Origin of the sequence: Lysobacter niastensis, from assembly GCF_031457115.1 — a bacterium.
In the GTDB taxonomy this organism is placed as follows: domain Bacteria; phylum Pseudomonadota; class Gammaproteobacteria; order Xanthomonadales; family Xanthomonadaceae; genus Lysobacter_J; species Lysobacter_J niastensis_A.
The window spans coordinates 1,703,913-1,727,041 of record NZ_JAVDVY010000001.1; the positions used below are offsets into that span (position 1 = coordinate 1,703,913).

Genomic DNA, 23,129 nt, shown 5'->3' on the forward strand with positions numbered 1-23,129 from the left:
ACTGCTTGCTGTATGTGGATTCAGCGCACGGCATGGCGAAAGCGGCCCCACCCCGGGGGCCGCTTCATGCCGAACGAGAGACTCAGTTGACGCTGACCGCGGACCAGGCGGCGGCAACGGTGTTGGCTTCGGCCGAACCGATGCCGTACAGGTCGTTGGCGGCGTTGATCGTGGCGACGCGCGCGGCGGCGTAGCCGGTGTCGGAGGTGAAATACACCGTCAGCGCGCGGTACCAGATCTTTCCGGCCTTGTCGCGGCCGAGGCCGGCCACGGAACCACCGTTGCAGGTCGGCGCAGCGTGGTTGACGCCGCTGAAGGTCTTCGCGCCGCTGCCTTCGGCCAGCAGGTAGAAGAAGCGATTGGCGACGCCTGACGAGTAATGCACGTCCAGGTTGCCGAGGTCGCTGGCGTAGCAGTTGGGCGAGCGGGTGTCGGCGATCGGGTTGTACATGTAGCGCAGGGCGCGCTGGTTGGAACTGCCCGGCACGTTGGCGGCGTAGATCTCTTCGCCGATCAGGTAGTCGGGGGTGTCCTGCGGATTGTTGGCATGGAACTCGACCATCGTTCCGAAGATGTCCGAGGTGGCTTCGTTGAGGCCGCCGGACTCGCCCGAATAGATCAGGCCTGCCGTGCGCGAGGTGACGCCATGGCTCATCTCGTGGCCGGCGATGTCGAGCGAGACCAGCGGGCCGACCGTGGTGCCGTTGCCGTCACCGTAGGTCATGCAGAAGCAGGCGTCGTTCCAGAAGGCGTTGGCGTAGTTGAAGCCGTAGTGCACGCGGGTGAGGGCACCCTTGCCATCGTCGGCGATGCCGTTGCGGTTGTGGATGGTCTTGTAATAGTCCCAGGTCGTCGCGGCGCCGTACTGCGCGTCGGCGGCGATCGTGGCCGCGTCGGACAGGGCGTAGTTGCCCCAGACGTTGTCGGCGTCCTTGTAGATCTGGCCGGAGGTGCGGCTGTTGGACGCGTCGATGACGTACATCCTGCCGCGCGTCGGATCGCGCATCTCGAAGCCGCTGAAGAGCGAATTGGTGGTCAACGTGACGTCGCCCGAGTACATCGTCTTCGCCACGCCGGAAGCGGCGGCGGTTTCGTGATTGCTCCAGCGATCGAGGATGCGACCATTCTGGGCGTCGACGATGTAGGTCATGTCAGCACGGCTGTTGCTCAGGCTGACCTGCCAGGCCAGGCGGGCAGCGCCGGCACCGCGTGCATAGACCACCAGCGAGCGCTGCGGCGCGCCGGCGAAGTCCGAGCCGAATTCCGTACCCGCGGCGACGACGGCGTCGTTGGCGGCCAGCTTCGGCTTGGTGGAGAGGTTCAGCACGGCGCGCTGCGCGACAGATGCAGACTTGAGCTGGCCGTTGCGCGAATGCATGACGACGTCGCCGCCGATCACCGGAAGACCGGCATAGGTGCGGTCGAAACGCACGTGTTCGGTGCCGTTGGCGTCGACGATCACGTCGCGCGCCTGGAAAGCGTCGTTGACGGACGCACGCGTCACCGCGGCGTGGTTGCGGATCAAGCCGAGAGCACGGCCAACGACGGGAGGCTGGGCCGCGAATGCGCTGCCGCCGAACGCTGCCAGAACCGCTACCGAGAACAACCTGGACTTCAATTGCATGGACATACCCCTGGGTTTGGCGACTTCGGATGGCGGGGGGTCCATCGCTAATTCGCGAGAAGGGCAAGTGAACCAATAGCGGCTCTCTCAGGTGCCCTCCCACGGCGGGAGGGGCTGACCCATTCAGCGAAGTTTTGTTGTATTCGGCTCAGGGGAATCCGTGTTCAGGTGCCCACAGGCCCGTCTGGCGTGCCGCCATCGCCGGGCGCTGCAAGGACTGCCCTTATTCGTTGATGATCGCTACCCGCGCCGCGCCGTGAGGGGGAGGCCGTCGTGGTATTGCGCGCTCCCCGAGATATTCAACCTGCGCTCCCCGCTTCACAGGCGATCACGAGGCGTCGGACTACATGAATCTGCCTTGCAAGCTCGTCATGGTCGACGCGGCGGATGCGGGTCTGCCCGGTTACGCGGCGGAATTCAGCTGGGGGACGACGCAATCCACGGATGATGTCTTCCGTTTTACGCCGCAAGAGAACGTCGACAGAGTTGAACTATCGGAAATCGCGGACAGCGATCCGGTACCGGGACCACCGCTCACACGGCCGACAAAATGATTCAGTCCCGAACCATGTAGGAACTATGCCCGGTGCTTAGCGCGCGACGCGCGGGGTGTCGGGTAGGTAGTCATTGGCTTCGACCAGTTGTACGCCCGGCGCCTCGGCGATGCAGCGGCGCAGCAAGTACGCGTGGCCCTGGCCGTAGAACACTACCGCACGGTGCCCCGGCGGCAGGCTCTGGAGCAGGCGGGCGCAGATGGCGAGGTTGCGTTTGGCCCACTCGGCATTGAGGGTGACGCCCGGCTGGTCATCGCCGTCGCCGAAGCGCAGCATTTGTGTGTAGAAGCCCTGGCCGGCGGCGATCTCGCCAGGCTGGTTCATCGAACGCAGCACCTGACCGATGCTGCTGTCCCGCTGTTGCGCAGTGATCCGACCGGTAATAGCCATGGCTTGCTCGAGTAGCTTCGCGAGATCTGGCCCGCGGCCGTGCGCCTTGGCCCAGGCCTGCACCGCCTCGAACGGGAAGTCGCCCGGCACGTCCAGGCCGTGCACGCGCTTGAGTTTGCGCTGTGCCGCCAGCCGGAAGCCCAGCTGCACCACCTCGTTGCGCGAGGGCGGCAACGTGCCGGCTCGGTATTGGTCATAGGCAGTATCGGTATCCGACGCCGACCATTCCACGCCGACGTAGTCGGGACGGAACCTCGCCAGCGCGTCGGTAATCGCCTGCAACTCGGCCTGGCGATCGGGACTGGTGACGTCCACCGCCTCGACGTTGCTGAGGTCGGCGCCGGGATTGGAGAAGTGGTAGGTGCCGACCAACAGCACCTGCGCCGGCTCGGCGGAATGGGCCGACAGTGCGGCCAGCAGCAGGCAGGGCAGGAACCCCCAGCGTTTCATGTGAACTTCCGATTGATCTGTAGAACCTGTTCCTTAGTTTATGCAAGGACGTAGTGACTCACGCCACCGTTCGTCGATTTCCCTCCGCGATAAGGTCTGGCCCAAGCGCACATTCCCGTTCGGCGGATGAGTGCGCACAGTGCATATCGCTGAGTACGTGACTGGCAAGCTTTGGAACTTCGGATTCTGCGTAATCGTCCTGGTTGGCGGTCCCGGAGGTTACAGCCCAGCTGCGAAGCGGCTAATTGATAGGCGAGCTACCAGTGGCGTCACAGCCACCGCGTACTGGCTTAACTGTGCCGCCATCAATGGTGTATGGGTACAGGCCAAAATGACCCCAGCCGCCGCCAGTGCGGAACTTACCCTCAACGACGGCCCAAGTTGCTCGAGGTTTGCGCCATGTACTGAAGGGCAGGCAGATGTCCGAGTATGGAGTGACCCAGATGGTTGCATTCGGGTCATCCAAGCCTGGGGCGTTCACGGCTTGCGACAGAGTGCACGTATCCTGGTCCGCGATAAACCATCCGCAAACACGAACATTGCGGTCATTGAACCGATCAGGCATGGAAAGCACCCCTTCGACGGAGTGGTATGGCCCATATGGCCCGCCAAGCGACGCGCAGCCAATCAACGCAGCAGCGAACAGCACAAGTGAACGTTTCATGCGCGCCTAATGCCTGAATTAAGCCGAGCCGAGAAGCGGCTTCGGCTTGAATGAATGTTAGCGGGCAGTGACACGCCAGTGCACTCCACGCGACCCCGTTTGATGCACCCCAACAAAAACAGAAGTTGGCGAAACATCTGTTGGGCAACTATAGATTCTGTACGAGTGTTGCAGCTCGGTGCGCGTGGGCCACCACGACTGCTCAAAGCGCGCGGGTAACGCGGCGCCAAGCTTCACCGGCCGGCATTGGCTGGGCAGGCGCCAACCGCCGCCAGGAATGTTGAACGCCAAGGCGCTCTCATTTGTGTCGATGTCATGGACCTCCCGGAGGTCCGTTGCCTTGGGGGGCAGCCAATGAGGAACCCAGCCGCTAGAAACACCGCCACGGGATGTCGCAGCAGCCATGCTCGGATATGACGTTTCCACAACCTCTATCAAGTCGCAGCCGGCCAAGGCTGCGACAAGAATGATGGCAAGTCGCGATGATCTCGCCATGCCCGCTAACTACCCAATAGACGGATCCGTGGGGGGCCGGTTAGACATCCAACGCCACACTCCGCCGAATTGGATGTAACCCCTTGAACTGGCGTGAGCTTATGGAGTCACGGTCCGCCTAACAAGTCGACGCATAACCGGACCAGCGGACCCAGCAACCGCGCTGAGTTACCGACATGGGGAGCAGGGGAGCTGCGTAATTGCGAAGCAAGCGAGCGACGCGCTCAAATTACATCTGATTGAGAAGCGGCAGGAGGGCGAGGCAGTCACGTCGCCGACTCGGCCTCATACTGCGAAGTATCCTTAGCATCGGTCCGGAGTCCTCATGCGTCGTCGCGACTTCCTCACTGCGGCTGCAGCTGCCACCGGCGCCGCGTCCGGCGCCCTCATGTTGCCCGGCCGGTCGGCTCAGGCGGCGCCTGCTGGGAGGGGCGCATTGACCTCCATGACTACTGGCGCCAAGCCGATTTCGGTTGAGGAGCGCCTTGCGCGGATCGCCAAGCTGCAACGGCTGATGGTCGACCAGAAGATCGGCGCCCTGATCCTGGAGTCGGGTTCGAGCCTGGATTACTTCACCGGCGTCCAGTGGCATCGCTCGGAGCGTCCGACGGCCGCCGTGATCCCGGCTCGGGGTGATGTCGTCGTCGTGACCCCGGCCTTCGAAGAACCCTCGATCCGCGAGACCCTCGCAGTGGGCGGCGACGTGCGGCCCTGGAATGAGCATGAAAGCCCGTTCGCGCGCCTGGTTGGCGCGCTTGTCGACCGCGGCGTTGCCTCCGGCCCGATCGCCTTCGAATCCACCACGCGCATCTTCATCGTCGACGGGGTGCGCGAGGCAGGCGCCGGGGCCTACCGTGTGGTTTCCGGCGACGCCTTGGTCAAAGCCGTCCGGTTGATCAAATCACCGGCCGAACTCGCGCTGATGAAAGCCGCCAATGACGTCACCCTGGCGGCGCTGCGCCACGTCCATGGCAAGGTCCGCCCCGGCATGCGCCCTGACGAGATCGGCGCCATGACCGACGCCGCCACCGTGGCCCTGGGCGGTGTGCCGGGATTCGCCCTGGTGTTGATCAACGAGGCCAGCGCCTATCCGCACGGCTCAAAACTGCCGCAGACCGTGCGCGAGGGCTCGGTCATCCTGATGGACGTGGGCTGCAGCGTGCATGGCTATCAGTCGGACATCTCGCGCACCTGGGTGATGGGCCAGCCAACCGCGAAACAGCGAAAGGTCTGGGATACGGTCAAGCGCGGCCAGGAGCTTGCGTTGGCGACCGCCAAGCTGGGCACCCCGGTGGGCGCCATCGACGACGCCGTGCGCGCCTACTACGGAAAGGAAGGCTGGGGTCCTGGCTACCACCTGCCCGGACTTCCTCACCGCACCGGCCACGGCATCGGCCTGGACGGCCACGAGCCGCCCTATCTTGTACATGGCGACGCCACACCGCTGGCGCCCGGCATGTGTTTTTCCGACGAGCCGGGAATCTATATTCCAGGCGAATTCGGAATCCGGCTGGAAGACTGCTGGCACATGACCGAGACCGGTCCGAAGCTATTCACGGAGCTGGCGAGGTCGATCGAAGATCCGATCTGATCGGATTCGCGGTAAGTGAGCGGCATGAAGTGGAAGCCATTGAGCGTCCGCTTCCGACCCGAAGCGGACATTGGGATCAGGGCGATACCGCTACTCGACCACTTCGATGTCGCCCGGCTTCCAGCTCTTGTCGATGGCCGCTTCGGTCGGTGCATACAGGCGCAGGATCGCGAAGTATCCCTTGCCCGGAACGGTCTCCATCCAGTTCGCGTCCTTGCCCGTCGGCGCTTTCGGACCGAGGTAGAGGTCAGTGGTGCCGTCGGCGTTCTGCTTCGGTTTGTCCCGCGAACCAAGCGACGGGAATGGACGGCCGCTCGCATAGCCGGAGGCATTCTCCGCTTCGTACAACGTCACGGACCAGAAATTTGCCGCCGGAACATCGGGCGGCAACTTCAGGCTGTAGTTCTTGTCTCCCGACAGCGGCGTCCCCCGGCTGTCCGTAAAGGCGATCATGTATTTCGCCCCCTTGCCGGGAATCTGCGACAGCATGCCGGGGCTGATCGAGTAGTAGTCAGTGAAGAACCAGATGCGGGTATCCAGGTCGGTATAGCCGTCCGCCGTCCGGCGCCATGCCAGGTCGAATGGGCCGCCCGGATTCTGCGGCGTTCCATCGGCCACCGGGTTGACCCAGCGGCGATCGGGATAGACACGGAAATCCCGTCCGGCGAGTTTCTCTTCGAAGCCGATCACCCGGCTCATCCTGTAGGCCGTCTTCGCGGCCTTATCGAGAATGGCGCGCGTGCCGGCGTCGGGATTGAAAGGCTGTCCCTTCACGATGCCTAAGCCCGCCAGCATGCCGAGCCAGTCCGGATCGGCCAGGTTGCTACCTTCGCTGTCGACCAGCTTCTTCAGTTCGTCGAAGGCGGTCGCGTCGCTGATCGGCAGCATGTTCACTGGCTTGCCCGATGCATCCGGGATCTCCATTGGCTTGGGAGAGGTTGCTCCGAGCGGGTAGATCCTTGCGCCTTCCATGGTCGCGACCGCACCCGACAGGTCATTCGGATCCTGATAGAACGAGCGCAGGAACACGAACACGTTGTTGGTGCCCGAGCGGTACACGTAATAATCCGACGGCACGCTGCCCGTGTAGCCGGGCGGAAGGATCAGGAACTTGCCGCCCTTGCCGCCGTCCGGTCCCGGCAGTCCAACGTCCCCGAAGAACTTGCCGCCGTCGACCGGTATCGGGCGCTGCCAGAAATCCAGCAGGATGCCCTGCAGCCCGGGTGGGGCCTCGAACACCATCCGGCCGTCCCTGCCAAGATCCAGGTAGCTCATCGCATAGATGACATCGGAATTTGGCGTGGTGACCCGCGTCTTGGGATCGAGGCGCTTCTTCCACACGGGCAGCACGTTGTAGCCCGCGCCGAAGGTTTTCTCCGAGCCGACCTTCATGCCGAGCGTGTTGATCAGGGGCAAGGCCCACAGGTAGGTCTGCGTGGCGCGCTGGAAGAGAAGTTCTTCCTTGAGCGCGGCGGCCGTTTCCGTCGTCGGCTGCCATCGACGAAGGGGAGGTTGGCAATCTGGTCGATGCGCGACATGAGTTAGATCCTTTTGATCGCCGGCGGCTGCCAGGCTCCACCCGTGATGCCTTCCTTACCCCAGTACGCGCGGATGTATAGCGAGAAGTTTCCGTTGGGTGCGGGCAGCCAGTTCGATTCCTTGTCCGCGCCGGGCGACTTCGCGCCAACGTACACCGTCAGCGAACCGTCATCGTTGCGCTTGAGGTTCTTGTTTTTCGTGCCTACCGAATAGCGGTTGAGCGCGTTGGGATGGGACAGGTGTTTTTCGTTGTACAGCGTCAGCGACCAGAAGCCCGCACCGGTGGTTCCTGGCCGGCGGCGAAGGTCACGGCATAGTTGCCGCTGCCCGTGAGCGGCTTTCCGTCGCCGTCGATGTCGGTATAGAAGTACTGCGTCTCGGTCGGCTGGTTGTCGAACATGTTCGACCGCGCGGTGCCGGTGCGGTTGTAGTAGTCCACACCGGTCTGCGCGTTGTTGACCGAGCGGTTCCAGTTATTGCGGGCTGGCTTGCCGTTGAACTTCCACTGGAAGAACGGCTCGATGACGTTCTGTTCCGTTTCCTGCGCCACCTGGTCCAGTTGCTGTTTGATCGCCGGATACTTGTCGGCGGCGGCCATCAAGGCGCGGAACTGCGCGTACAACGCTTCCTCGCCGGGCATCGGCGGCACGATGGCGAGGACGACGCCGAGCTGGTCCGCGTCGAAGAATTTCTCCGGCACGACCCACTTGGTCTCGCCATCGCTCTTCGGGCCGGGAGAGGGAATGACTGGCAACGTCGCCCAGTCGATGGTCTTCATCTTGCCGTCGAACTGCGATAGAGGGTAGGCGACGATCTGGTTGACCACCGGCTGGATCGCCTTGCGGTCTTCGGGCGTGTCGTCCTGGAGCACGCGCGGGACCACGTTGGCCAGCTCGGTCGCGCTGCGCACGACTTCGGTGATGCCGGCAGGCACGTCGCCTTTCCAGTTCGGACCGGCCAGCAGGTAGAAGCCCGGCTTGGTGCCGTACGGCTTGCCGACCTGGCCAAACTGGTTCGTGCGCGCGTCGTAAAGCGCATATACCCAGAAGCGGTCGCCGAAGTCCGGGACCTGAATCACCGCCGGTTCTTCATCCCAGCGAGAAGTAGCCCAGGCCGTAGACCACGTCCTGGTTCGGACAGGTGACAAAAGTCTCCGCCGGGTCGATGTAGTCGTGCAGCATGCCGAGCTGTCCGCGCGGCGAGACAGGCAGGATGCCGTCCAGCAGGCCCGGACTTGGCGCTTTGGTGATGGTGGCGCGTCGATTGATCTGGTTGACCATCGGCCAGCCCCACACGTAGGCCATCTGGCCAACAGTCTGGACGTAGCCTTCGTGCAGCAGCGAGTCGTTGTCCGGCTGAGCCAGAGTTGCCGACTGTGTTTTTTCGCTGGACATCGGGACGCTCCGGCCCTTTGGGGGAGCTGGCGAGTCTTGATCTGGACGCGTTTAGACGGCGTGACGTGGCGATGACCGCGTCTGGCCGATAGCGGACTCTATACTTCCACGACACTCCGCACACGTCGTCGTCAGCCCTATGTTGGCTGGACTGCAACGGAACTTCCTGGTGCGTTAGACAACAAAAAACCCGCGTTTCGGCGGGTTTTTTTCCTTAACCGAGTTGTCCTGGGACTGCTTGGAACTCTCTGGTGGTGCGGAAGTGGGACTCGAAGGCCGCTAAATGCCCTGGGTATCGGGCCTTTGCATGCTTAATGACTTTTGAGTACCCCCACGGATACCCCCAAACGGAGGTGGAGAGGCGCCGCCCACCTCAACGAATGGCGCGGGACGTTCCGTCAATCAGCTCGGGCTTTCCGCCTGCGAGCGCTGGCGCCGTGGCGGCCACTACGTCGTGGGGGAAACCAAGCGTGATGGCGCTTGCGGCATCCAGTCGCTCGATCTGCGCCGGCGTCAGCCGGACATCCACCGACGCTAGGTTGTCGGCTAGCTGTTCCGCGGTGCGCGGTCCGATGATCGGCAGCGTGCCCTTGGCGAGAACCCACGCGATGGCCACCTGTCCAGGCGAATGACCGGTCTCTTCAGCGATTGCCAACACCTCATCGACCGTCGCGGTCTTGCGCTGGTTGCTCTCGTCATGGATGACGACACCCAGGCCCTGCGCGCGGCCCGTTTCGCCTTTGCGGTACTTGCCTGTCAGCAGGCCGCCACCGAGCGGTGACCATCCAACCGTGCCCAGATTGAACCCTGCGGCCATCGGTAACAGTTCGCGCTCGGCTGACCGCTCCACCAAGCTGTACTCCAACTGCACTGCCGAAATCGGCGACCAACCCCGCAGCTCGGCCAGCGTGGCGGCGGTGGCCACGCGCCAGGCAGGGAAGTCCGACAATCCCGCGTAAAGGACCTTTCCCGACCGGATCAGGTCGTCGAAGGCGCGTGCGATTTCGTCGACCGGGGTTACGCCATCGGGCATGTGCGCCCACAACAGATCGATGCGATCGGTCTTCAGGCGCTTCAGGCTGGCTTCGACCGAGCGGAACATGGCCTTGCGGCTGTTGCCCGAGCGGTGGAATCCGGCGTCCGGTGCATCCCCGAGCGAAAACTTGGTGGCCAGGACGATCTCGTCGCGTTCGCCGGCAATGAAATCGCCAAGCATCGTTTCCGACTGGCCGAACTGGTACTGATCGGCAGTGTCGATGAAATTGCCACCGACTTCGCGGTAGCCGGTGTAGATCTTGCGGGCTTCATCCTGGTCGGAGCCATAACCCCAGCCCTTGCCGAAATTGCCGGTGCCCAGGGCGAGCGAGGAAACTCGAAGGCCGGTGTTGCCGAAGATGCGGTAACGCATGACATGTTCTCCTGACGGCAGGCCGGCTTCGCGGCCTGCCCGTCGTTGTGGTTACTTGGACGTGCGTGCGATGAAATCGGCGACGTACTCGGCGGACAGCTCCGGGTACTGGTGCTGCGGGCCGTGCCCGGATTCCGGATAGAAGACGAACTGCGCGTTGGGGATCTGGCCAATCAAGGGGAACCAATTCTGGCCGGCGGTGCTGGCGTCGTGGTCGCCACTGATGACCAGCATCGGCGTACGCGACTGGGTGAGCTTGGCGCGGCGTTCCAGCTTGTCTTCACCGAAGACTTCGGCCGCCTTCAGGTAGACCTGGAACTGCTCCAACTTGGAAGGAATCGTCGACACGACGCCCGGTCGGGCATAGATGCGGTCGCGGGAGGCCTTGGCCGCGGAACGGCTGAACTCGGACTTCGGATCGAAGAACAGCACTTCCTCGTCGTCGAGGTCATTGACCGGCTTCATGGCGCGCTCGATGAAGACCTGCTGGATCGGAATCTGGCCGGGGCCCGGGGGGTTGGTGCCCACCAGAATTGCGTGGGTCACGCGCTCGGGCTTGTCGAGCAGCAAGGTCTGCGTCGTGAAGCCACCCCACGACCAGCCAAGCATGGCGAACTTGTCCAGCTTGATGGCGGTGGTGAAGTCGTTGACGAAGCTGGCGACCTTACCCAGGTCGTCGGGCAGCGTGCCAGTCGAGTAGCCGACGCCGGGATAGTCGAAAGTGATGACGGTGTGGCGCTCGGCCAGCTTGTCCAAGAAGAGCGGATCCCACGTGTCGAGCGTGCCGCGCATGCGGTTGGCCAGGACGATGGGGCTGCCCGAGCCGATCGAGCGATAGGCAATCTTGTTGCCATTGACCTGCACGTACTGGTTCTGGGCAGTGGCGGCGGTCGTGCTGGCATGGACCGGGGAGGCCGCGGCAGCAGCGGCCAGCACGAGGGGGGCGATGAGCATGGCGTTCATGGTGGTTGATCCTGTAGGAGAGGGGGCAAAGCAGTAGGGGCGGGGCCGTCCTGTCTTGGCTCATCCGCCGAGGGGCTGGCGGAAACGTCGTCCGATGGGGCACTTTTTACGCCTCGCAGTGCGTTGCGAAAATAGCTACGATGGCAATCACACGTTGCAGAAAAGCAACGACGATGGCACACCGTTTGCTAAGGGCGTGGCCCATGAAATTCGACTGGAACGACATCCCTTTGCTGTTGAAGCTCGCCGAGTCCGGCAACATGGCGCAGACGGCACGCGACCTGGACTTGGTGACTTCCACCGTCAGCCGCCGGGTCGCGGCAGCCGAGCAGGCCTTGGGCATCCGCCTCTTCATTCGCGACCACGCCGGCTATCAGCCGACGGCGGGAGGGAAGGTCTTGCTGTCCCATGCCGATACGATCGTCGACCGCGTCCAGACGATGCTTCTGGAAAGCAAGGAAGAAGCCCAGGACGTTTCCGGTGCCGTCAACATCACGGCGATTGACGTTTTGCTGAGTCATTGGCTGGTGCGACATGTGCCAGGACTGTTGGCCGAGCACCCACGTCTTGAGCTGAATCTCATCGGCGACTTTCGGGAACTGTCATTCACCAGGCGCGAGGCGGACCTTGCCATTCGCCTCAACCGGCCCACCGCGGATGCAGCCTTGCGGATGCGCAAGATCGGGAAACTGGGTTTCGCCGTGTACGGGGCCGAGAACTTCTCGGGCGCGGCGCGAAAGGAATGGCCTCACCTTCCATGGCTATCTTTCCCGGACGAGATGTCCAAGCTGGCCGAGATGCAATGGCTGGCAAAGATCGGACCGGCGCAAAAAATCCGGCTGACCAGCATCTCGATGATCGCGCGCGCCTGCGAAGCGGGAGTTGGCATCGCGCTGCTCCCATGTGTTGCCGGAGATCGCCTAAACCTGATCCGACTTCAAGAGGAGCCTGAGTCACAGCGGGAGCTTTGGTTGCTCAGCCACAAGGACGCAGGCCAGGTAGCGCGGTTCCGCGCTGTATCGGAATGGCTCGGCGAAAAAGCAGAGCAGGACGCAGCCTTGCTCGCGGGGACTTAGCGGGAAGCTCGAATGACCGCTATTGGCCGGAAGCGGTCATTGGCAGAGCCCCGCGAAGCTCGTTCTAAAGAATGACCATCCGCGAGCCTTCCGGGCGACCCGAAGCCCGGGCCGGCGCCCTCGACCAAACATCCGCGATGCGCCGGACGGCCTCGATCAACTCCTCTTCCGGTCGTACGTAGGGGATGCGCAGCCACTGATCGTTGCCACCTTCGACGCTGAACATCGGGCCGGGTGGGACGTGGACGCCAACGGTCTCCAGGTTCGCCGCCAGTTGCGTAGCGCTGCCCCCCGGCAACTGCAGCCACAATGTCATTCCACCTTCGGGCAGCCGGAAACGCCAGTCCGGCAGTCGTTCGCCGATGGCGTGGGCAAGGACATTGCGACGCTGGCGAAGTTGCGCGCGACGCATCGCGATGACATCGCTGTCGTCCAGCAGTTCGGTGACCACCAATTGGTCGAAAAGCGCCGTGCCCAGGTCGAACTGCAATCGGGCCTTGATGAGCCGATCGATCAGGTCGTGCGGAGCGCGGATCCATCCGACGCGCAATCCGCTCCACAGCAACTTCGACACGCTGCCGATCGTGATGGCGCCTGGCGCGTGCGCGGCGAAGGGCAGGGGCATGCCGACGTCTGTCAGTGCGATGGCCTGCAGCGATTCGTCGACGACCGGGGTCGTGCGCGTGGCATGCAGCGCGGCGGCATAGCGTGCGCGCTGGTCATCGCGCATCAGGAAGCCGGTGGGATTCTGGAAGTCGGGGATCAAGTAGGCCAGGTGCGGCCGCGTCTGCCGCAGTGTGGCCTCGATGCCGTCCAAGTCCCAGCCTTCCTCGTCCAGCGCATCGCCCATCGGTGACGCGACCAGGCGCGCGCCGCCCAGGCGTAGTGCTTCGATGGCGTTGGGGTATACCGGCGATTCGATCATCACCCGGTCGCCGGGTCGCGACAGTGCGCGTGAGACGACGGCCGTGCCCGCCAGCGCGCCGGAGGTGACCATGATCTGTTCGGGATCGGTCGGCAATCCACGCCGCGCGTACATCTGCGCGATCAGGGCGCGCAGAGTCGGCAGGCCGGTGGGACGGTGGCCGTCGCTTCCCAGGTAGCAGGGCAGCCTTTCGAGAGCGCGTTCGTAAGCCGAGGCGATGCCCGGAATGGCGGCCGTAGCGGCGCAGTTGAGGTCGATGGCGCCTTCGGGCGCGTGCTCGCTGGCGAGCGAGCGCAGCGAGTGTTCGTGCGCGCGCCGGCGCTCGTCAGGGACGGCGACGAACGTGCCCGCACCTTGGCGCGCAGTCGCGAAACCCGCGGCGACCAGGTCCGCATAGGCGCGGGTCACCGTATTGCGCGAGACGGCAAGCGCCTGCGACACCGCCCGTTCGCTGGGCAAGCGCGTGCCCAGGGGAATACGGCCGTCTCCGATCAGTTCCTGCAGGACTTGGCGGAGCCCACGGTAGGCCGGCTTGCGCGGGAACTGGCAGATCAAAGTGGCCAAGTGTTCTGGCGTCAGGGATCGATTCATAAGGCCACTATGGCCAAATTGGATCTACGTGGAAGTGCCAATCGTCCAGATACTGGCGCCCATGAACCCCAATACCTCTCCCCTTGGGCTGGCCAATCTCGGCCCCCTCGACCAACTCCGGGCCGGCCGCCTGCCCGAACGTCTCGCGCGTCTGCTGGCTGGCCTGTGGCTGTACGGCGTGTCCAACGCGCTGTTGATGGAAAGCGCGCTCGGCGGCTCGCCGTGGGTCGTGTTCCACCAAGGCGCGACGCTGCACCTGCCGCTGTCGCTCGGCGTGGTCATGGTCCTGGTCGCCGTGGCGGTGTTGCTGCTCTGGATCCCGCTGCGGCAGATGCCTGGGCTGGGCACCGTCGCCAACACGCTGCTGCTGGGGCCTTTCACCGACTTCAATCTTCGGATGTTGGATGCGCCCGAGTCATTGCCGTTGCGTTGCGTCTACGTGGTAGGTGGAGTAGTGGTCTGTGCGCTGGCGACTGCGCTCTACGTTGGTGCGCAACTCGGTCCCGGGCCGCGCGACGGTCTGATGACCGGATTCGCGCGCCGCACGGGTCGGTCGATCCAGCGCGTGCGCACCGGCATCGAGATCGTGGTGCTGGCGATGGGCGTGTTGCTGGGCGGCACGGCCGGCGTGGGCACCCTCGTGTTCGCGCTATGCGTGGGGCCGATCACGCAGTTTTTCATGCGTTATCTGGTGCTGCGCCTGGAGGAGCCGGCCGATGAATGAAGTAGTAGCTGGCGCGACTAAGAGTTCATTCAAGCCCGAAGCCGCTTCGCGGCGCGACTTAATTCAGGTGTTATGCCGCTCTCCCAAATGAATCCTCAGGAACCAGCATGTCTCTTGTCAATGGAGCCGTTTTTGCCTTACTCGTTGGTGTTACGGCGATATCAGTATCCAGTGCCGCTGCGCAGACCACGAATGCGGCGGCAGATGCCCCGACTATCGGGATTCCCGCCGACATAGAGATCCGCGAGGTGCGGTCCGGCGTGTGGGTTCACACCTCGTACTACACCTATCCCGGCGGCACGCGTTATCCCGCCAATGGCCTCATCGTCCGTGAAGGCAATGACCTTCTCCTTATAGATACGGCATGGGGGGAACTCCTCACGCTTACCTTACTCAATCAGATCGAGGCGAAAATCAAGCTTCCTGTCCGTCGTGCCGTCGTGTCCCATGCCCACGGGGACCGTATTGCGGGCGCTGACGTACTCGAAGCACGGGGCATTGAGGTTTACGCTCTGCCGCTGACTCAACAGCGAGCAGTTGGGGAAGGTATGCCAGTCCCAGACCACACGTTGGCTGGGCTGGACACGCTAGGAGCAAGCGTTCAATTCGGCCCCGTCGAGCTTTTCTACCCCGGGCCGGGGCACGCGCCGGACAATCTCATGGTGTGGGTTCCATCCCAACGCGTACTGTTTGGCGGGTGTGCTGTGCGCGCTGCCGCTTCTGATTCGCTCGGAGGCATCGCTGACGCGAACATGACGGCGTGGCCAGAGGCCATCCGCCAGGCGCGCGCCCGTTACGCAAAAGCGAAGGTCGTCGTTCCGGGGCACGGAGAGGTAGGCGGACCAGAATTGCTTGATCACACTCTCGCGTTGCTCAAGGAATTGCGTGAGGCTGGACAATAAGTGCAACCTGTCGAGCGCCATAACAATTCGTTCAAACCGACGCGGTTCGCGGCGCGACTTACCTCAAGCGTTAGGGCTCATTCCGAGCTTCATCAGCTGTCGAGCCTCAATCCTCTTATGGCGTGCCCTCATCGGAGATCCATGTGAACTGGAACAAGTTGATTCGGCAGTCCCACCGCTGGCTGTCCATCGCTTTCACCGCGACCGTCATTGCCAACTTCGTTGCCTTGGCACAGTCGGGGGGCGCAATGCCCCCGCCTTGGATCACCTACTCGCCACTGCCACCACTTGCATTCATGCTGCTCACAGGGCTGTACCTATTCGCGCTTCCATACATTGCCACGCGCCGCAGCAACGTGAATTGACGCTCCAAGTGCAACGCCCCTGAGAGGTGTTGCGTCCGCTTCTGGCCGATAGCGGACATTAGGCAGCATCGCCGCCATGGAGGCGGTACTGGGCCAGATCAACGACCACGCCTCGGACCAACTTCCGCTTCGGCTGACGCCGTGCGCGCGCGGTCACGGCGTTCGTCCAACGACTGGAAAAGGTCGGCCCGCGTAATTCGCGAACCTGCGCACTTTAATCAGTGCGTAGCGTTGCGATAGGCGCGCGGCGAGGTTCCCGCATAGCGCCGAAAAGCTGTGGAGAATGCTGATAGGGAGCTGTATCCGACGGCCGCCCCCACGTCGCTTACAGAAAGCGGAGTCGACCTGAGCAAATTTGACGCGGCGAGTATCCGCAGACGGGTCAGATATTCGTACGGGGCCACCCCGGTAGCAGTTCGGAACGCAGTGCAAAAATGGAATCTACTTTGGTTAACAATGTTTGCTAATTCCTGCAGAGTGATTTCTGAACCAAGTCTCTCTTGCATATATGCAACAACACGCTTTACTTGCCAGGGAGCAAGCCCATGCTGTTTCTGGGCAAAGGGATAAGCGAGCGTGGAGTGACCGCGAAGAAGCGCGATGCAGAGCAGGTCTAGTGCCCGCTCCAGGAAGATAATGCCGTGCGGTCCAGGCGTGCTGACCTCATCGCGGATGACCTGCATGATTCCATATAGCTTTGGATCTACGTTGTTCACTCTGTCAATAAGCTCGAACGGACGTCCTTCAGCCAGGAGGTCCGCGCACCCTAGCAGCCGGTCATGGCCCAAGAAGACGTTGGATACCTGGACACGACCATCGACGCGCCAGTAACCGCCGTGACCGCGTGCGAGTATGTTTAGGCCACCGCGTTGATTGGGTGCTGACAACTGCTCGCCACCCAATCTCGCCACGGCGTTGCCTGAGCCGGAATGGATTGCACAAATGACGTGATCTTGCATGGGCTGCGCATCGTCCTCATACGGATCTGGCGCCCAGATGCCGGTGACGCGCGTTCTGCCGTGTAGCCACGACTCAAGAACCGGTGGCCCCATTCCGCCGGCAATACGCGTGACTTCTTCATTAGTCTCGCGAAGGACCCGCGTCGTCATGTCGGCAGCCAACCTGCATGGGTAGCGTTGGTTATAAATGCGCCGTGGCGGGTCGGTCAATGCCCAAGCCTGGATCGCAGGAAGGTTGTCAAAAACCGTGCCAGTCACCCATGTTACAAACTGTCCTGAAGGGCTGCGGTCTGCGATTAGGGACCCCGAACAACGTAGCGGTCGAACGTGCGCCTTTTCGGCGAGTAGATGGCCCCCCTTAGACGCTCATGGCTCAGGAAGACATTGAAACATCGGTCCTGCATAGGCAGGGCTTTTGTATCGAAGGCCGCATCCTCCATTCCGGCCGGTGCGTGCAGGTCATACGGCGCGTTGATTCGGTGGCAGCGTGCCAATACTGCGCAGCAGCTATGGTCGGCGGGCTCCGTGCTGATGTTCGTAAAGCTGTCCTGGAATCTCCCCAGATTCCAGCCCTCCAGCTTCGAGCCAGACACGTGTCGACGTGCGCGCTCTGGCGATCAAGTCTTCCGCAGCGGAATAGTCATACGGCGAAGTTGCGAGCGGGCAAAGACTTGGGACGATACGTAGTTCGATGTGGCTTGCCATCCAGTGTTCGGCGTCACGGGTCAACTGTCCAGCAACCAGCTTTGACACCGCGTGCATCGCTCGCGCAATTGCCCCTTGCGGCGCCTTCTTCGGAACGCACGTGAATCCGGTGGGCAGCACCACGACACGCTTGGCGCCAAGGGCAACTGCGACCGAGATGGGCGCATTGTTCGCAACGCCTCCGTCCACCAACATATGAGAGCCAATCTTGACCGGTGGGAACACGCCGGGAATGGCAGTGCTGGCAAGCACGGCATCGACTACCGATCCTGCCGATAGAACGACTTCCCGGCCATTGATGATGTCCGAGGCCACAATGTGTACAGGTATGGCCGCCGATTCAAGCTGCGCGTAGGAAAGATGTCTCTCAAGCAATTCGCGCAAACCACGTGAGTCAACCAGATATCCTCGGCGCCCGAAAAGTCCCGTGATGATGCTTCGTAGTTCGATCGGCAAGATCTCGCGCCGTCGGATCGAGCACCAAAGGGCACGCAGCCGTTCGACCCCGTCGCACGTTGGGTCGCCCGCGAAGTAGGCGGCGTTGATGGCGCCCGCCGAGGTGCCAACGACAAACGCCGGCGCTTCATCCCAAGCTAGCAGTGCTTCAAGCATCCCCACCTCGACCGCGCCGAGGCTTCCGCCTCCAGCCAGGACGAAAGCTGTCGGCGATGGTCTGTTGAACTGTGGAGCATCCATGGCTCTGGCCCCGCTTCCTCTGTGAGGTGGAATAGCGTGCTCTGGACGATGCGTCTTGTTCCGCATCAAAGCCCGTGCCGCTGCGTTCGCTGGCAACCCAGCGGCACTGGCGGAGGACCTATAGGCCGTCGTAGACCAGGCGGGTGAAGAAGGCCGGGTCAATCAGGAACTGCCCCCACTTGGCGTCGTAGTCCGCCGATGGCTTTGCCGCAATGACCGCATCGCGATCCTTGCCTTGACCTTTAAGTTTGGCGACATTGTCCCGGATCGTCTTAAGCATTGCCCGGTATTCCTCAAGTTCCGCACGCGTCGCCGCGGGGCCATGGCCCGGAATGATGATGGTGTTGGGCCCGGCCATCTTGAGGCTGAGATCAGCCGCACGAATCATTCCGTCGATGCTGCCGCCGTGTTCGTTGTCGATGAACGGATAGATGCCATTCCAATAGGTGTCGCCGACGAACAGGACGTCTGCATTCTTGAAGTGCACGTACAAGTCGCCATCCGTGTGCGCTGGGGGAATGGCGACAACGTCGATCTTCTCGCCGCCAACCGTGTACTGCTTGCGAGTGCTTACCAGAACCTTGGGCTGGCCCGAAGCGGCTAGAGGGTGGAAGGTGTAGCTCCAGTCGTCGACCCGCTCGGTCTTCGCCACATACGCGGCCGTTCGAGGGTGGGCGATGATCTCGGCGCCGGCGTCATGCAGCCACGGGTTTCCGTCCGTGTGATCCCAGTGCCAGTGCGTGTTGACTACGCGTGAGACTTTGGCAGGGCCAAGTCCCGCCAGGGCCCGCGACAGCTTGTCCTTCGAAATGGAGATCCCGGCATCGACCATGAACTTGTCGGCAGGGTTAACGAGGACTCCGATGTTGCCGCCGGAGCCTTCGAGCATCGAGACTCCGCCGCGAAGTGGAGTTACCTTGATCTCCGAGCGTTCAGCCTCGGCATTGATCTTAATTACCGGACTGTCCTGCGCCCTCGCCAGCGCCGACCATGCGAAAGTCGATGCAATCAGCGCGGTACCAAACGCGGAGCGCGCATTTCGGCCGAGTAAATTGGTGTGGGAGCTGTACATGGATGTTCTCCTCGGTATCGGCGTGACGGTTAGGACCGAATGAACGCGAGCAGGTCCGCGTTTAGGCGATCCCGGTGGGTATCCGTTAGGCCGTGCGGCGCGCCTTCGTAAACGACCAGCTTGTTGTTCTTGATAAGCTTGGTCGACTGACGGGCGGCTGCAACGATGGGAACGACCTGGTCGGCGTCGCCGTGAACGATCAACGTCGGGATGTCGAACTTCTTTAAGTCTTCAGTGAGGTCTGTCTCTGAGAAGACCTTGATGCACTCGAAGGTGCCCTTGTAGCCACCCATCATTCCCTGCAGCCACCAGAAGTCGATCAGACCCTGCACAGGCTTTGCGCCGGGCCGGTTGAAGCCGTAGAACGGGCCGCTCGGAATGTCGATGAAGAACTGCGAGCGGTTCTCCAGAAACGCCTTGCGCAGTCCGTCGAAAGCCTCGATGGGCGTGCCAAGCGGGTTGGCTTCGGTCTTGAGCATCAGCGGTGGGATAGCAGAGATCAGAACTGCCTTCTTCAATCGCTTCGTCCCGTGCCTTCCGATGTAACGTGCGACCTCCCCACCCCCAGTGGAGAAGCCAATCATCGTTGCATCCTTGACGTCCAGGTGATCGAGCAACTCCGCCAAGTCGTCGGCGTAGGTGTCCATGTCATTCCCTTCGGATGGCTGAGCCGACCGTCCGTGGCCGCGGCGGTCATGGGCAATGGCACGAAAGCCATTGGACGCCATGAAGAACATCTGCGCTTCCCAACTGTCCGAGGACAGTGGCCAGCCGTGACTGAAGGTGACGACCGGACCGGTGCCCCAGTCTTTGTAGTAGAGCTCGGTTCCGTCTTTGGTAGTAAAAGTGCCCATCGTTGCGCTCCGGGTGGGGGAAGGAGGAGGGGAGGGAGTGGGGACGCTGGTAGGAGGTTCCTGGCTGCAACCTGCGATTGGCAATTGCAGCGCGATGGCTGCGAACCCACTGCTGACGAGCAGCGCCCGACGGAGCTGGTCGATATTCCCGTTACTGGAGGGGGCGTTCGGGGTCATGATGAACTCCAGGGGTCAGCAGTTATTGGTGCCGCGGATCCGTTCTTAGCCATGTGCATTGCGGAAAATGGTTTGTCGATTGCTATGCCTGTGGGCTAAGGAAAGACCACCTTGATGGCGTTGGCGTGGTCACCGTCATGAAGTGTTCGAACGTATGCGCAGGCCGTGGTTAGAGGGCAACAGGCTGATATCGACGAGGCAAGCAGGCGCCACGGCGAGAACCAAGTCAATGCAGAAAGCGCGATTCGATCCTGCGATCCGCAACAGAACAAAAGCTCAGCGCAACCGCACGAAACAAGCCGAGTCAGCGCGCCGTGCATGTGCGTTGGGAATACGTTGCGTTCTGCACGGCCGTCACGCACGGGCGCCGCGGGCTGTCAGACATCTGCCCGTGGCGGAAGCTGTGCGGCAAACTCCGGTCGCGTTGTCGGATGCCCGTCGATCATTTCGTAAGCCTGTTTCGACCGGCCCAGAGTGTCCAGAAGGGAGCGTGGGCCCTCGAACGGCCGGCCGCCGATGTGCCAACCGTCGGTGTGCAGCTCTTCTATGAGCACCCACACTACTTCCCGAAAGGCTTCCGAGCCTTCGCATTGCACCATCACATCCGTGATCTGCTTGGCCATCTCGTGCTTTTGCTCGGGGGAGAAGACGCCATCTACGAGTTTGATGTTGACGAACGGCATGGTTGAGCACTCCTCTGGGGGATCGAAAGATGCTTGGTGGACTTCTTGACGCGCGGGATAAGAAGGCGCGCAAGAGGCCAGGTTGGTCAATACAAACGGACGCCGTTTCGCAGAGGGTCGCAATCTGGGATAAAAAACACGCAACCGCACGAAAGTCGGCGTGTGCACCGACGCATACACTGCGGGCCAACAGTCTTCGCGACTATTTCAATGAGCGTGATTGAGGTCGAAGAAGGCGCTCTTTGGCCATCCATATGCATGGACATCGCACAGATTGATGCGTCCATCCCTCCGCATACACGGAGTGCCACAATGCCCTTCAAGTCCGCCATCCCCGCCTCGTTCTTCGGTATGGTTCTCGGCATCGTGGGCTTGGGCAGCGGCTGGCGCGCAGCTACGGCGCTGTGGGGCGTTCCCGCCGCAATTGGCGAGAGCATCATGATTGCGGGCGCCGCGGTGTGGACGGTCCTGGCGATCGCATACGGCCTGAAGTGGCTGCTCCACCGCGAGGAAGCGCTCGCTGAACTACGACACCCGATCCAGTGCTGCTTCATCTCGCTGGTGCCTGCCACGACCACGTTGATGGGGCTAGTGCTTGCGCCGCACCATCGTGGCAGTGCTCTCGGGCTGTGGCTTACGGGCACCCTTTGTCAGGTTGCGTTTGCAGCCTATCGCTCCGGAGGGCTGTGGCGGGGAGGCATGGACCTTGAGGCGGTGACTCCGATCGTCTTTCTGCCCTCGGTTGCCGCGAACCTGATTAGCTCGATTGTCGCCGGCGTGCTTGGCCTGCAGTCCTGGGGCCTGCTGTTCTTTGGAATGGGCTTCTTCAGTTGGGTGGTGATCGAGTCGGCTATCGTCGTCCGCCTGTGGACGGCCCCGCCTTTGCTGCCGCCGCTCCGACCCGCGCTAGGCATTCACATGGCGCCGCCGGTGGTGGCGACGGTGGCGTACTTGGCCAACACCAGCGGACCACCTGATGCTTTCGTACAGGCGATGTGGGGTTACGGCCTGCTCCAACTGATCATGCTTGCGCGCTTGTTGCCTTGGGTTGGCGAACAGGCGTTCTCGGCGTCCTACTGGGGGTACAGCTTCGGCGTCACCGCTATTTCGACCGGCGCGCTTCAGATCGCCGCGAGAGAGGGGGGCGGCGCAATCGCGAACTTGGCATCGGTGGTCTTCGTTTTAAGCAACGTCGCGATCGCTGTGCTGGTGGTCGGTACGCTGACCCGGCTCTTTCAGAGGCGCTTGGTTCCGCCGCCCCTCACGGACAAACGAGTGGGAGAGTCGCGATGATGCCCGCCATCCTTATTCCGACAGCAGGGCTTGCGCAGCCAGTGATCGGCTTTACGCGGTCGCGCGAAGGAAGGGGCTCAGATCGTATCGGCTTCCGCCAGGAGGGCCCTGCGAAAAGCGCCGGGCGTAGTCCCAGTCTCACGCTTGAAGACGCGGTTGAACGCGGCCACGGATTCGTATCCCACGCGTCGCGAGACCTCCGAGAGCGAGGTGTTGCGTTGCTGAAGCAGGCGCACGGCTCGGTGAACCCGCCAGCCCGTCAGGTATTCGAGCGGAGGTTGGCCGACGACGGCCTTGAAGCGGGACGCGAACGCAGAACGAGACATTCCGGAGGCTCGGGCCAAGGTTTCCACAGTCCACGCCGCTGCCGGGTCTGCATGCATTGCCTCAAGACTGAGTGCCAAGTGCCGATCGGAGAGCGCTGCCAGCCATCCCCGCGTCAGGTCATTAGGCTGCACCGAGTACGCACGGATGGCATGCACGAACAGCAGTTCGAACAGACGGCTGATAACCGCTTCCGAGCCCAGTCCGGGGCGTTCGGTTTCCAGAGCCAGCAGCTCCAGCACGGACTGGAACGCGAGGCTGCGGCTCTGATCCAGCTTCAGATGAAGCAATTTTGGAAGCACGCCGACCAATGGCCGTACCTCGGCCGCGTCGATGTCGAAGAAGCCACTGACGAACGTGGTTACGGCGCCACCACCGCCGACTTCGATGCGATTGCCGACACGCAACTTTTCGACCTCGATGCAATCGATGGTGCGCGAGTCCTCGTGATCGAACATCCGGTACGGCTCGGCGTCAAACATGATGAAGACATCGCCGCCGCACAGGGCGATCGGCTCGGGGTGCGCGGGCGAAGTGAGGATGGCCGAGCCGCGCACGACCAGCACGAACTTCACTACCGGGTCGCCGCTCGATGCGAATCCCCAGGGAGCGCTCGCGTCGAGGCGAGTGAACTGAGCCGCGCGGATGTTCATTCCGGCCAAGATGTCGGTCAAAGGATCCACGTACGTTCACCACCGTGTACGACTGAGC

Annotated in this window: 22 protein-coding genes; 7 read left to right on the forward strand and 15 right to left on the reverse strand. The window is 62.5% G+C overall.

Going from position 1 to position 23,129, the window contains the following annotated elements; translation table 11 throughout:
• Positions 1-82 precede the first annotated feature (82 nt).
• Complete coding sequence (locus J2X06_RS07790; RefSeq protein ID WP_430539547.1) at positions 83-1,618, reverse strand: M4 family metallopeptidase; 1,536 nt, start codon at positions 1,616-1,618, stop codon at positions 83-85.
• 353 nt (positions 1,619-1,971) lie between these two features.
• Here J2X06_RS07790 and J2X06_RS07795 point away from each other — a divergent pair, with 353 nt between their 5' ends.
• Positions 1,972-2,178 (forward strand): DUF2092 domain-containing protein, encoded by a 207-nt coding sequence (locus J2X06_RS07795; protein ID WP_310060497.1) that lies wholly within the window; start codon positions 1,972-1,974, stop codon positions 2,176-2,178.
• Between the two features lie 36 nt (positions 2,179-2,214).
• On the opposite strand, the gene J2X06_RS07800 is transcribed toward J2X06_RS07795, so the two are convergent.
• A complete protein-coding gene (locus tag J2X06_RS07800) occupies positions 2,215-3,018 on the reverse strand; it encodes a DUF5694 domain-containing protein (RefSeq protein ID WP_310060500.1) in 804 nt (267 codons plus the stop codon).
• Positions 3,019-4,502: 1,484 nt separating this feature from the next.
• On the opposite strand from J2X06_RS07800, the gene J2X06_RS07805 reads away from it, so the two are divergent.
• The gene (locus tag J2X06_RS07805) at positions 4,503-5,768 is read left to right on the forward strand and encodes a M24 family metallopeptidase (protein WP_310060503.1); all 1,266 of its coding nucleotides are present in this window, start codon (positions 4,503-4,505) and stop codon (positions 5,766-5,768) included.
• A 90-nt stretch (positions 5,769-5,858) separates the two neighbouring features.
• Here the strand turns inward: J2X06_RS07805 and J2X06_RS07810 are convergent, their stop codons facing one another.
• From J2X06_RS07810 to J2X06_RS07830, 6 genes are all read right to left on the reverse strand, one after another.
• On the reverse strand, positions 5,859-7,184 hold the full coding sequence (locus tag J2X06_RS07810) for a DUF1254 domain-containing protein (protein ID WP_310060506.1): 1,326 nt from the start codon (positions 7,182-7,184) through the stop codon (positions 5,859-5,861).
• Between the two features lie 125 nt (positions 7,185-7,309).
• Positions 7,310-7,570 (reverse strand): DUF1214 domain-containing protein, encoded by a 261-nt coding sequence (locus J2X06_RS18030; RefSeq protein WP_430539548.1) that lies wholly within the window; start codon positions 7,568-7,570, stop codon positions 7,310-7,312.
• A complete protein-coding gene (locus J2X06_RS07815; RefSeq protein ID WP_310060509.1) occupies positions 7,567-8,454 on the reverse strand; it encodes a DUF1254 domain-containing protein in 888 nt (295 codons plus the stop codon). The genes J2X06_RS18030 and J2X06_RS07815 overlap by 4 nt, the downstream gene beginning before the upstream one ends.
• Positions 8,396-8,701: a hypothetical protein gene (locus J2X06_RS07820; RefSeq protein ID WP_310060512.1), complete on the reverse strand. Its 306-nt coding sequence runs from the start codon at positions 8,699-8,701 to the stop codon at positions 8,396-8,398. Before J2X06_RS07820 ends, J2X06_RS07815 begins: the two co-directional genes overlap by 59 nt.
• A 373-nt stretch (positions 8,702-9,074) precedes the next feature.
• The gene (locus J2X06_RS07825; RefSeq protein ID WP_310060515.1) at positions 9,075-10,109 is read right to left on the reverse strand and encodes an aldo/keto reductase; all 1,035 of its coding nucleotides are present in this window, start codon (positions 10,107-10,109) and stop codon (positions 9,075-9,077) included.
• Positions 10,110-10,160: 51 nt separating this feature from the next.
• The gene (locus tag J2X06_RS07830) at positions 10,161-11,072 is read right to left on the reverse strand and encodes an alpha/beta fold hydrolase (RefSeq protein WP_310060517.1); all 912 of its coding nucleotides are present in this window, start codon (positions 11,070-11,072) and stop codon (positions 10,161-10,163) included.
• A 203-nt stretch (positions 11,073-11,275) separates the two neighbouring features.
• Between J2X06_RS07830 and J2X06_RS07835 the strand changes: the two genes are divergently transcribed.
• Complete coding sequence (locus J2X06_RS07835; protein WP_310060520.1) at positions 11,276-12,148, forward strand: LysR family transcriptional regulator; 873 nt, start codon at positions 11,276-11,278, stop codon at positions 12,146-12,148.
• 64 nt (positions 12,149-12,212) lie between these two features.
• Here the strand turns inward: J2X06_RS07835 and J2X06_RS07840 are convergent, their stop codons facing one another.
• On the reverse strand, positions 12,213-13,637 hold the full coding sequence (locus tag J2X06_RS07840) for a PLP-dependent aminotransferase family protein (RefSeq protein WP_310060522.1): 1,425 nt from the start codon (positions 13,635-13,637) through the stop codon (positions 12,213-12,215).
• Between the two features lie 88 nt (positions 13,638-13,725).
• Between J2X06_RS07840 and J2X06_RS07845 the strand changes: the two genes are divergently transcribed.
• The 3 genes from J2X06_RS07845 to J2X06_RS07855 all read left to right on the forward strand — a co-directional run bounded on the left by J2X06_RS07845 (position 13,726) and on the right by J2X06_RS07855 (position 15,655).
• On the forward strand, positions 13,726-14,388 hold the full coding sequence (locus J2X06_RS07845) for a YczE/YyaS/YitT family protein (RefSeq protein WP_310060524.1): 663 nt from the start codon (positions 13,726-13,728) through the stop codon (positions 14,386-14,388).
• A gap of 107 nt (positions 14,389-14,495) precedes the next feature.
• The gene (bla, locus tag J2X06_RS07850; RefSeq protein WP_310060525.1) at positions 14,496-15,290 is read left to right on the forward strand and encodes a subclass B1 metallo-beta-lactamase; all 795 of its coding nucleotides are present in this window, start codon (positions 14,496-14,498) and stop codon (positions 15,288-15,290) included.
• Positions 15,291-15,433: 143 nt separating this feature from the next.
• A complete protein-coding gene (locus J2X06_RS07855; RefSeq protein WP_310060527.1) occupies positions 15,434-15,655 on the forward strand; it encodes a hypothetical protein in 222 nt (73 codons plus the stop codon).
• Positions 15,656-15,873: 218 nt separating this feature from the next.
• Here J2X06_RS07855 and J2X06_RS07860 read toward each other — a convergent pair whose 3' ends face one another.
• The 5 genes from J2X06_RS07860 to J2X06_RS07880 all read right to left on the reverse strand — a co-directional run bounded on the left by J2X06_RS07860 (position 15,874) and on the right by J2X06_RS07880 (position 20,801).
• Positions 15,874-16,764 (reverse strand): AraC family transcriptional regulator, encoded by an 891-nt coding sequence (locus J2X06_RS07860; RefSeq protein ID WP_310060529.1) that lies wholly within the window; start codon positions 16,762-16,764, stop codon positions 15,874-15,876.
• 357 nt (positions 16,765-17,121) lie between these two features.
• Positions 17,122-18,015 (reverse strand): patatin-like phospholipase family protein, encoded by an 894-nt coding sequence (locus tag J2X06_RS07865; protein ID WP_310060532.1) that lies wholly within the window; start codon positions 18,013-18,015, stop codon positions 17,122-17,124.
• Positions 18,016-18,133: 118 nt separating this feature from the next.
• Positions 18,134-19,087, reverse strand: coding sequence for an MBL fold metallo-hydrolase (locus J2X06_RS07870; RefSeq protein ID WP_310060536.1), 954 nt, complete (start codon positions 19,085-19,087; stop codon positions 18,134-18,136).
• A gap of 29 nt (positions 19,088-19,116) precedes the next feature.
• Complete coding sequence (locus tag J2X06_RS07875; RefSeq protein ID WP_310061322.1) at positions 19,117-20,085, reverse strand: alpha/beta fold hydrolase; 969 nt, start codon at positions 20,083-20,085, stop codon at positions 19,117-19,119.
• A gap of 410 nt (positions 20,086-20,495) precedes the next feature.
• Positions 20,496-20,801 carry a tautomerase family protein gene (locus J2X06_RS07880; protein WP_310060539.1) on the reverse strand — a complete coding sequence of 102 codons (306 nt, stop codon included), beginning with the start codon at positions 20,799-20,801 and terminating at the stop codon, positions 20,496-20,498.
• A 312-nt stretch (positions 20,802-21,113) separates the two neighbouring features.
• Between J2X06_RS07880 and tehA the strand changes: the two genes are divergently transcribed.
• Positions 21,114-22,094 carry a dicarboxylate transporter/tellurite-resistance protein TehA gene (tehA, locus tag J2X06_RS07885; RefSeq protein ID WP_310060542.1) on the forward strand — a complete coding sequence of 327 codons (981 nt, stop codon included), beginning with the start codon at positions 21,114-21,116 and terminating at the stop codon, positions 22,092-22,094.
• A gap of 77 nt (positions 22,095-22,171) precedes the next feature.
• Here tehA and J2X06_RS07890 read toward each other — a convergent pair whose 3' ends face one another.
• Positions 22,172-23,101, reverse strand: a complete 930-nt coding sequence (locus tag J2X06_RS07890; RefSeq protein ID WP_310060543.1) for an AraC family transcriptional regulator — start codon at positions 23,099-23,101, stop codon at positions 22,172-22,174.
• Between the last annotated feature and the right edge of the window lie 28 nt (positions 23,102-23,129).

Bases quoted from the DNA above. Each gene is read 5' to 3' on its own strand.
- tehA (WP_310060542.1), top strand. From the start codon at position 21,114: ATGCCCTTCAAGTCCGCCATCCCCGCCTCGTTCTTCGGTATGGTTCTC.
- bla (WP_310060525.1), top strand. From the start codon at position 14,496: ATGTCTCTTGTCAATGGAGCCGTTTTTGCCTTACTCGTTGGTGTTACG.
- J2X06_RS07860 (WP_310060529.1), bottom strand. From the start codon at position 16,764: ATGACGACGCGGGTCCTTCGCGAGACTAATGAAGAAGTCACGCGTATT.
- J2X06_RS07820 (WP_310060512.1), bottom strand. From the start codon at position 8,701: ATGTCCAGCGAAAAAACACAGTCGGCAACTCTGGCTCAGCCGGACAAC.
- J2X06_RS07795 (WP_310060497.1), top strand. From the start codon at position 1,972: ATGAATCTGCCTTGCAAGCTCGTCATGGTCGACGCGGCGGATGCGGGT.
- J2X06_RS07845 (WP_310060524.1), top strand. From the start codon at position 13,726: ATGAACCCCAATACCTCTCCCCTTGGGCTGGCCAATCTCGGCCCCCTC.
- J2X06_RS07835 (WP_310060520.1), top strand. From the start codon at position 11,276: ATGAAATTCGACTGGAACGACATCCCTTTGCTGTTGAAGCTCGCCGAG.
- J2X06_RS07870 (WP_310060536.1), bottom strand. From the start codon at position 19,087: ATGTACAGCTCCCACACCAATTTACTCGGCCGAAATGCGCGCTCCGCG.
- J2X06_RS07825 (WP_310060515.1), bottom strand. From the start codon at position 10,109: ATGCGTTACCGCATCTTCGGCAACACCGGCCTTCGAGTTTCCTCGCTC.
- J2X06_RS07865 (WP_310060532.1), bottom strand. From the start codon at position 18,015: ATGGATGCTCCACAGTTCAACAGACCATCGCCGACAGCTTTCGTCCTG.
- J2X06_RS07880 (WP_310060539.1), bottom strand. From the start codon at position 20,801: ATGCCGTTCGTCAACATCAAACTCGTAGATGGCGTCTTCTCCCCCGAG.
- J2X06_RS07800 (WP_310060500.1), bottom strand. From the start codon at position 3,018: ATGAAACGCTGGGGGTTCCTGCCCTGCCTGCTGCTGGCCGCACTGTCG.
- J2X06_RS07830 (WP_310060517.1), bottom strand. From the start codon at position 11,072: ATGAACGCCATGCTCATCGCCCCCCTCGTGCTGGCCGCTGCTGCCGCG.
- J2X06_RS07805 (WP_310060503.1), top strand. From the start codon at position 4,503: ATGCGTCGTCGCGACTTCCTCACTGCGGCTGCAGCTGCCACCGGCGCC.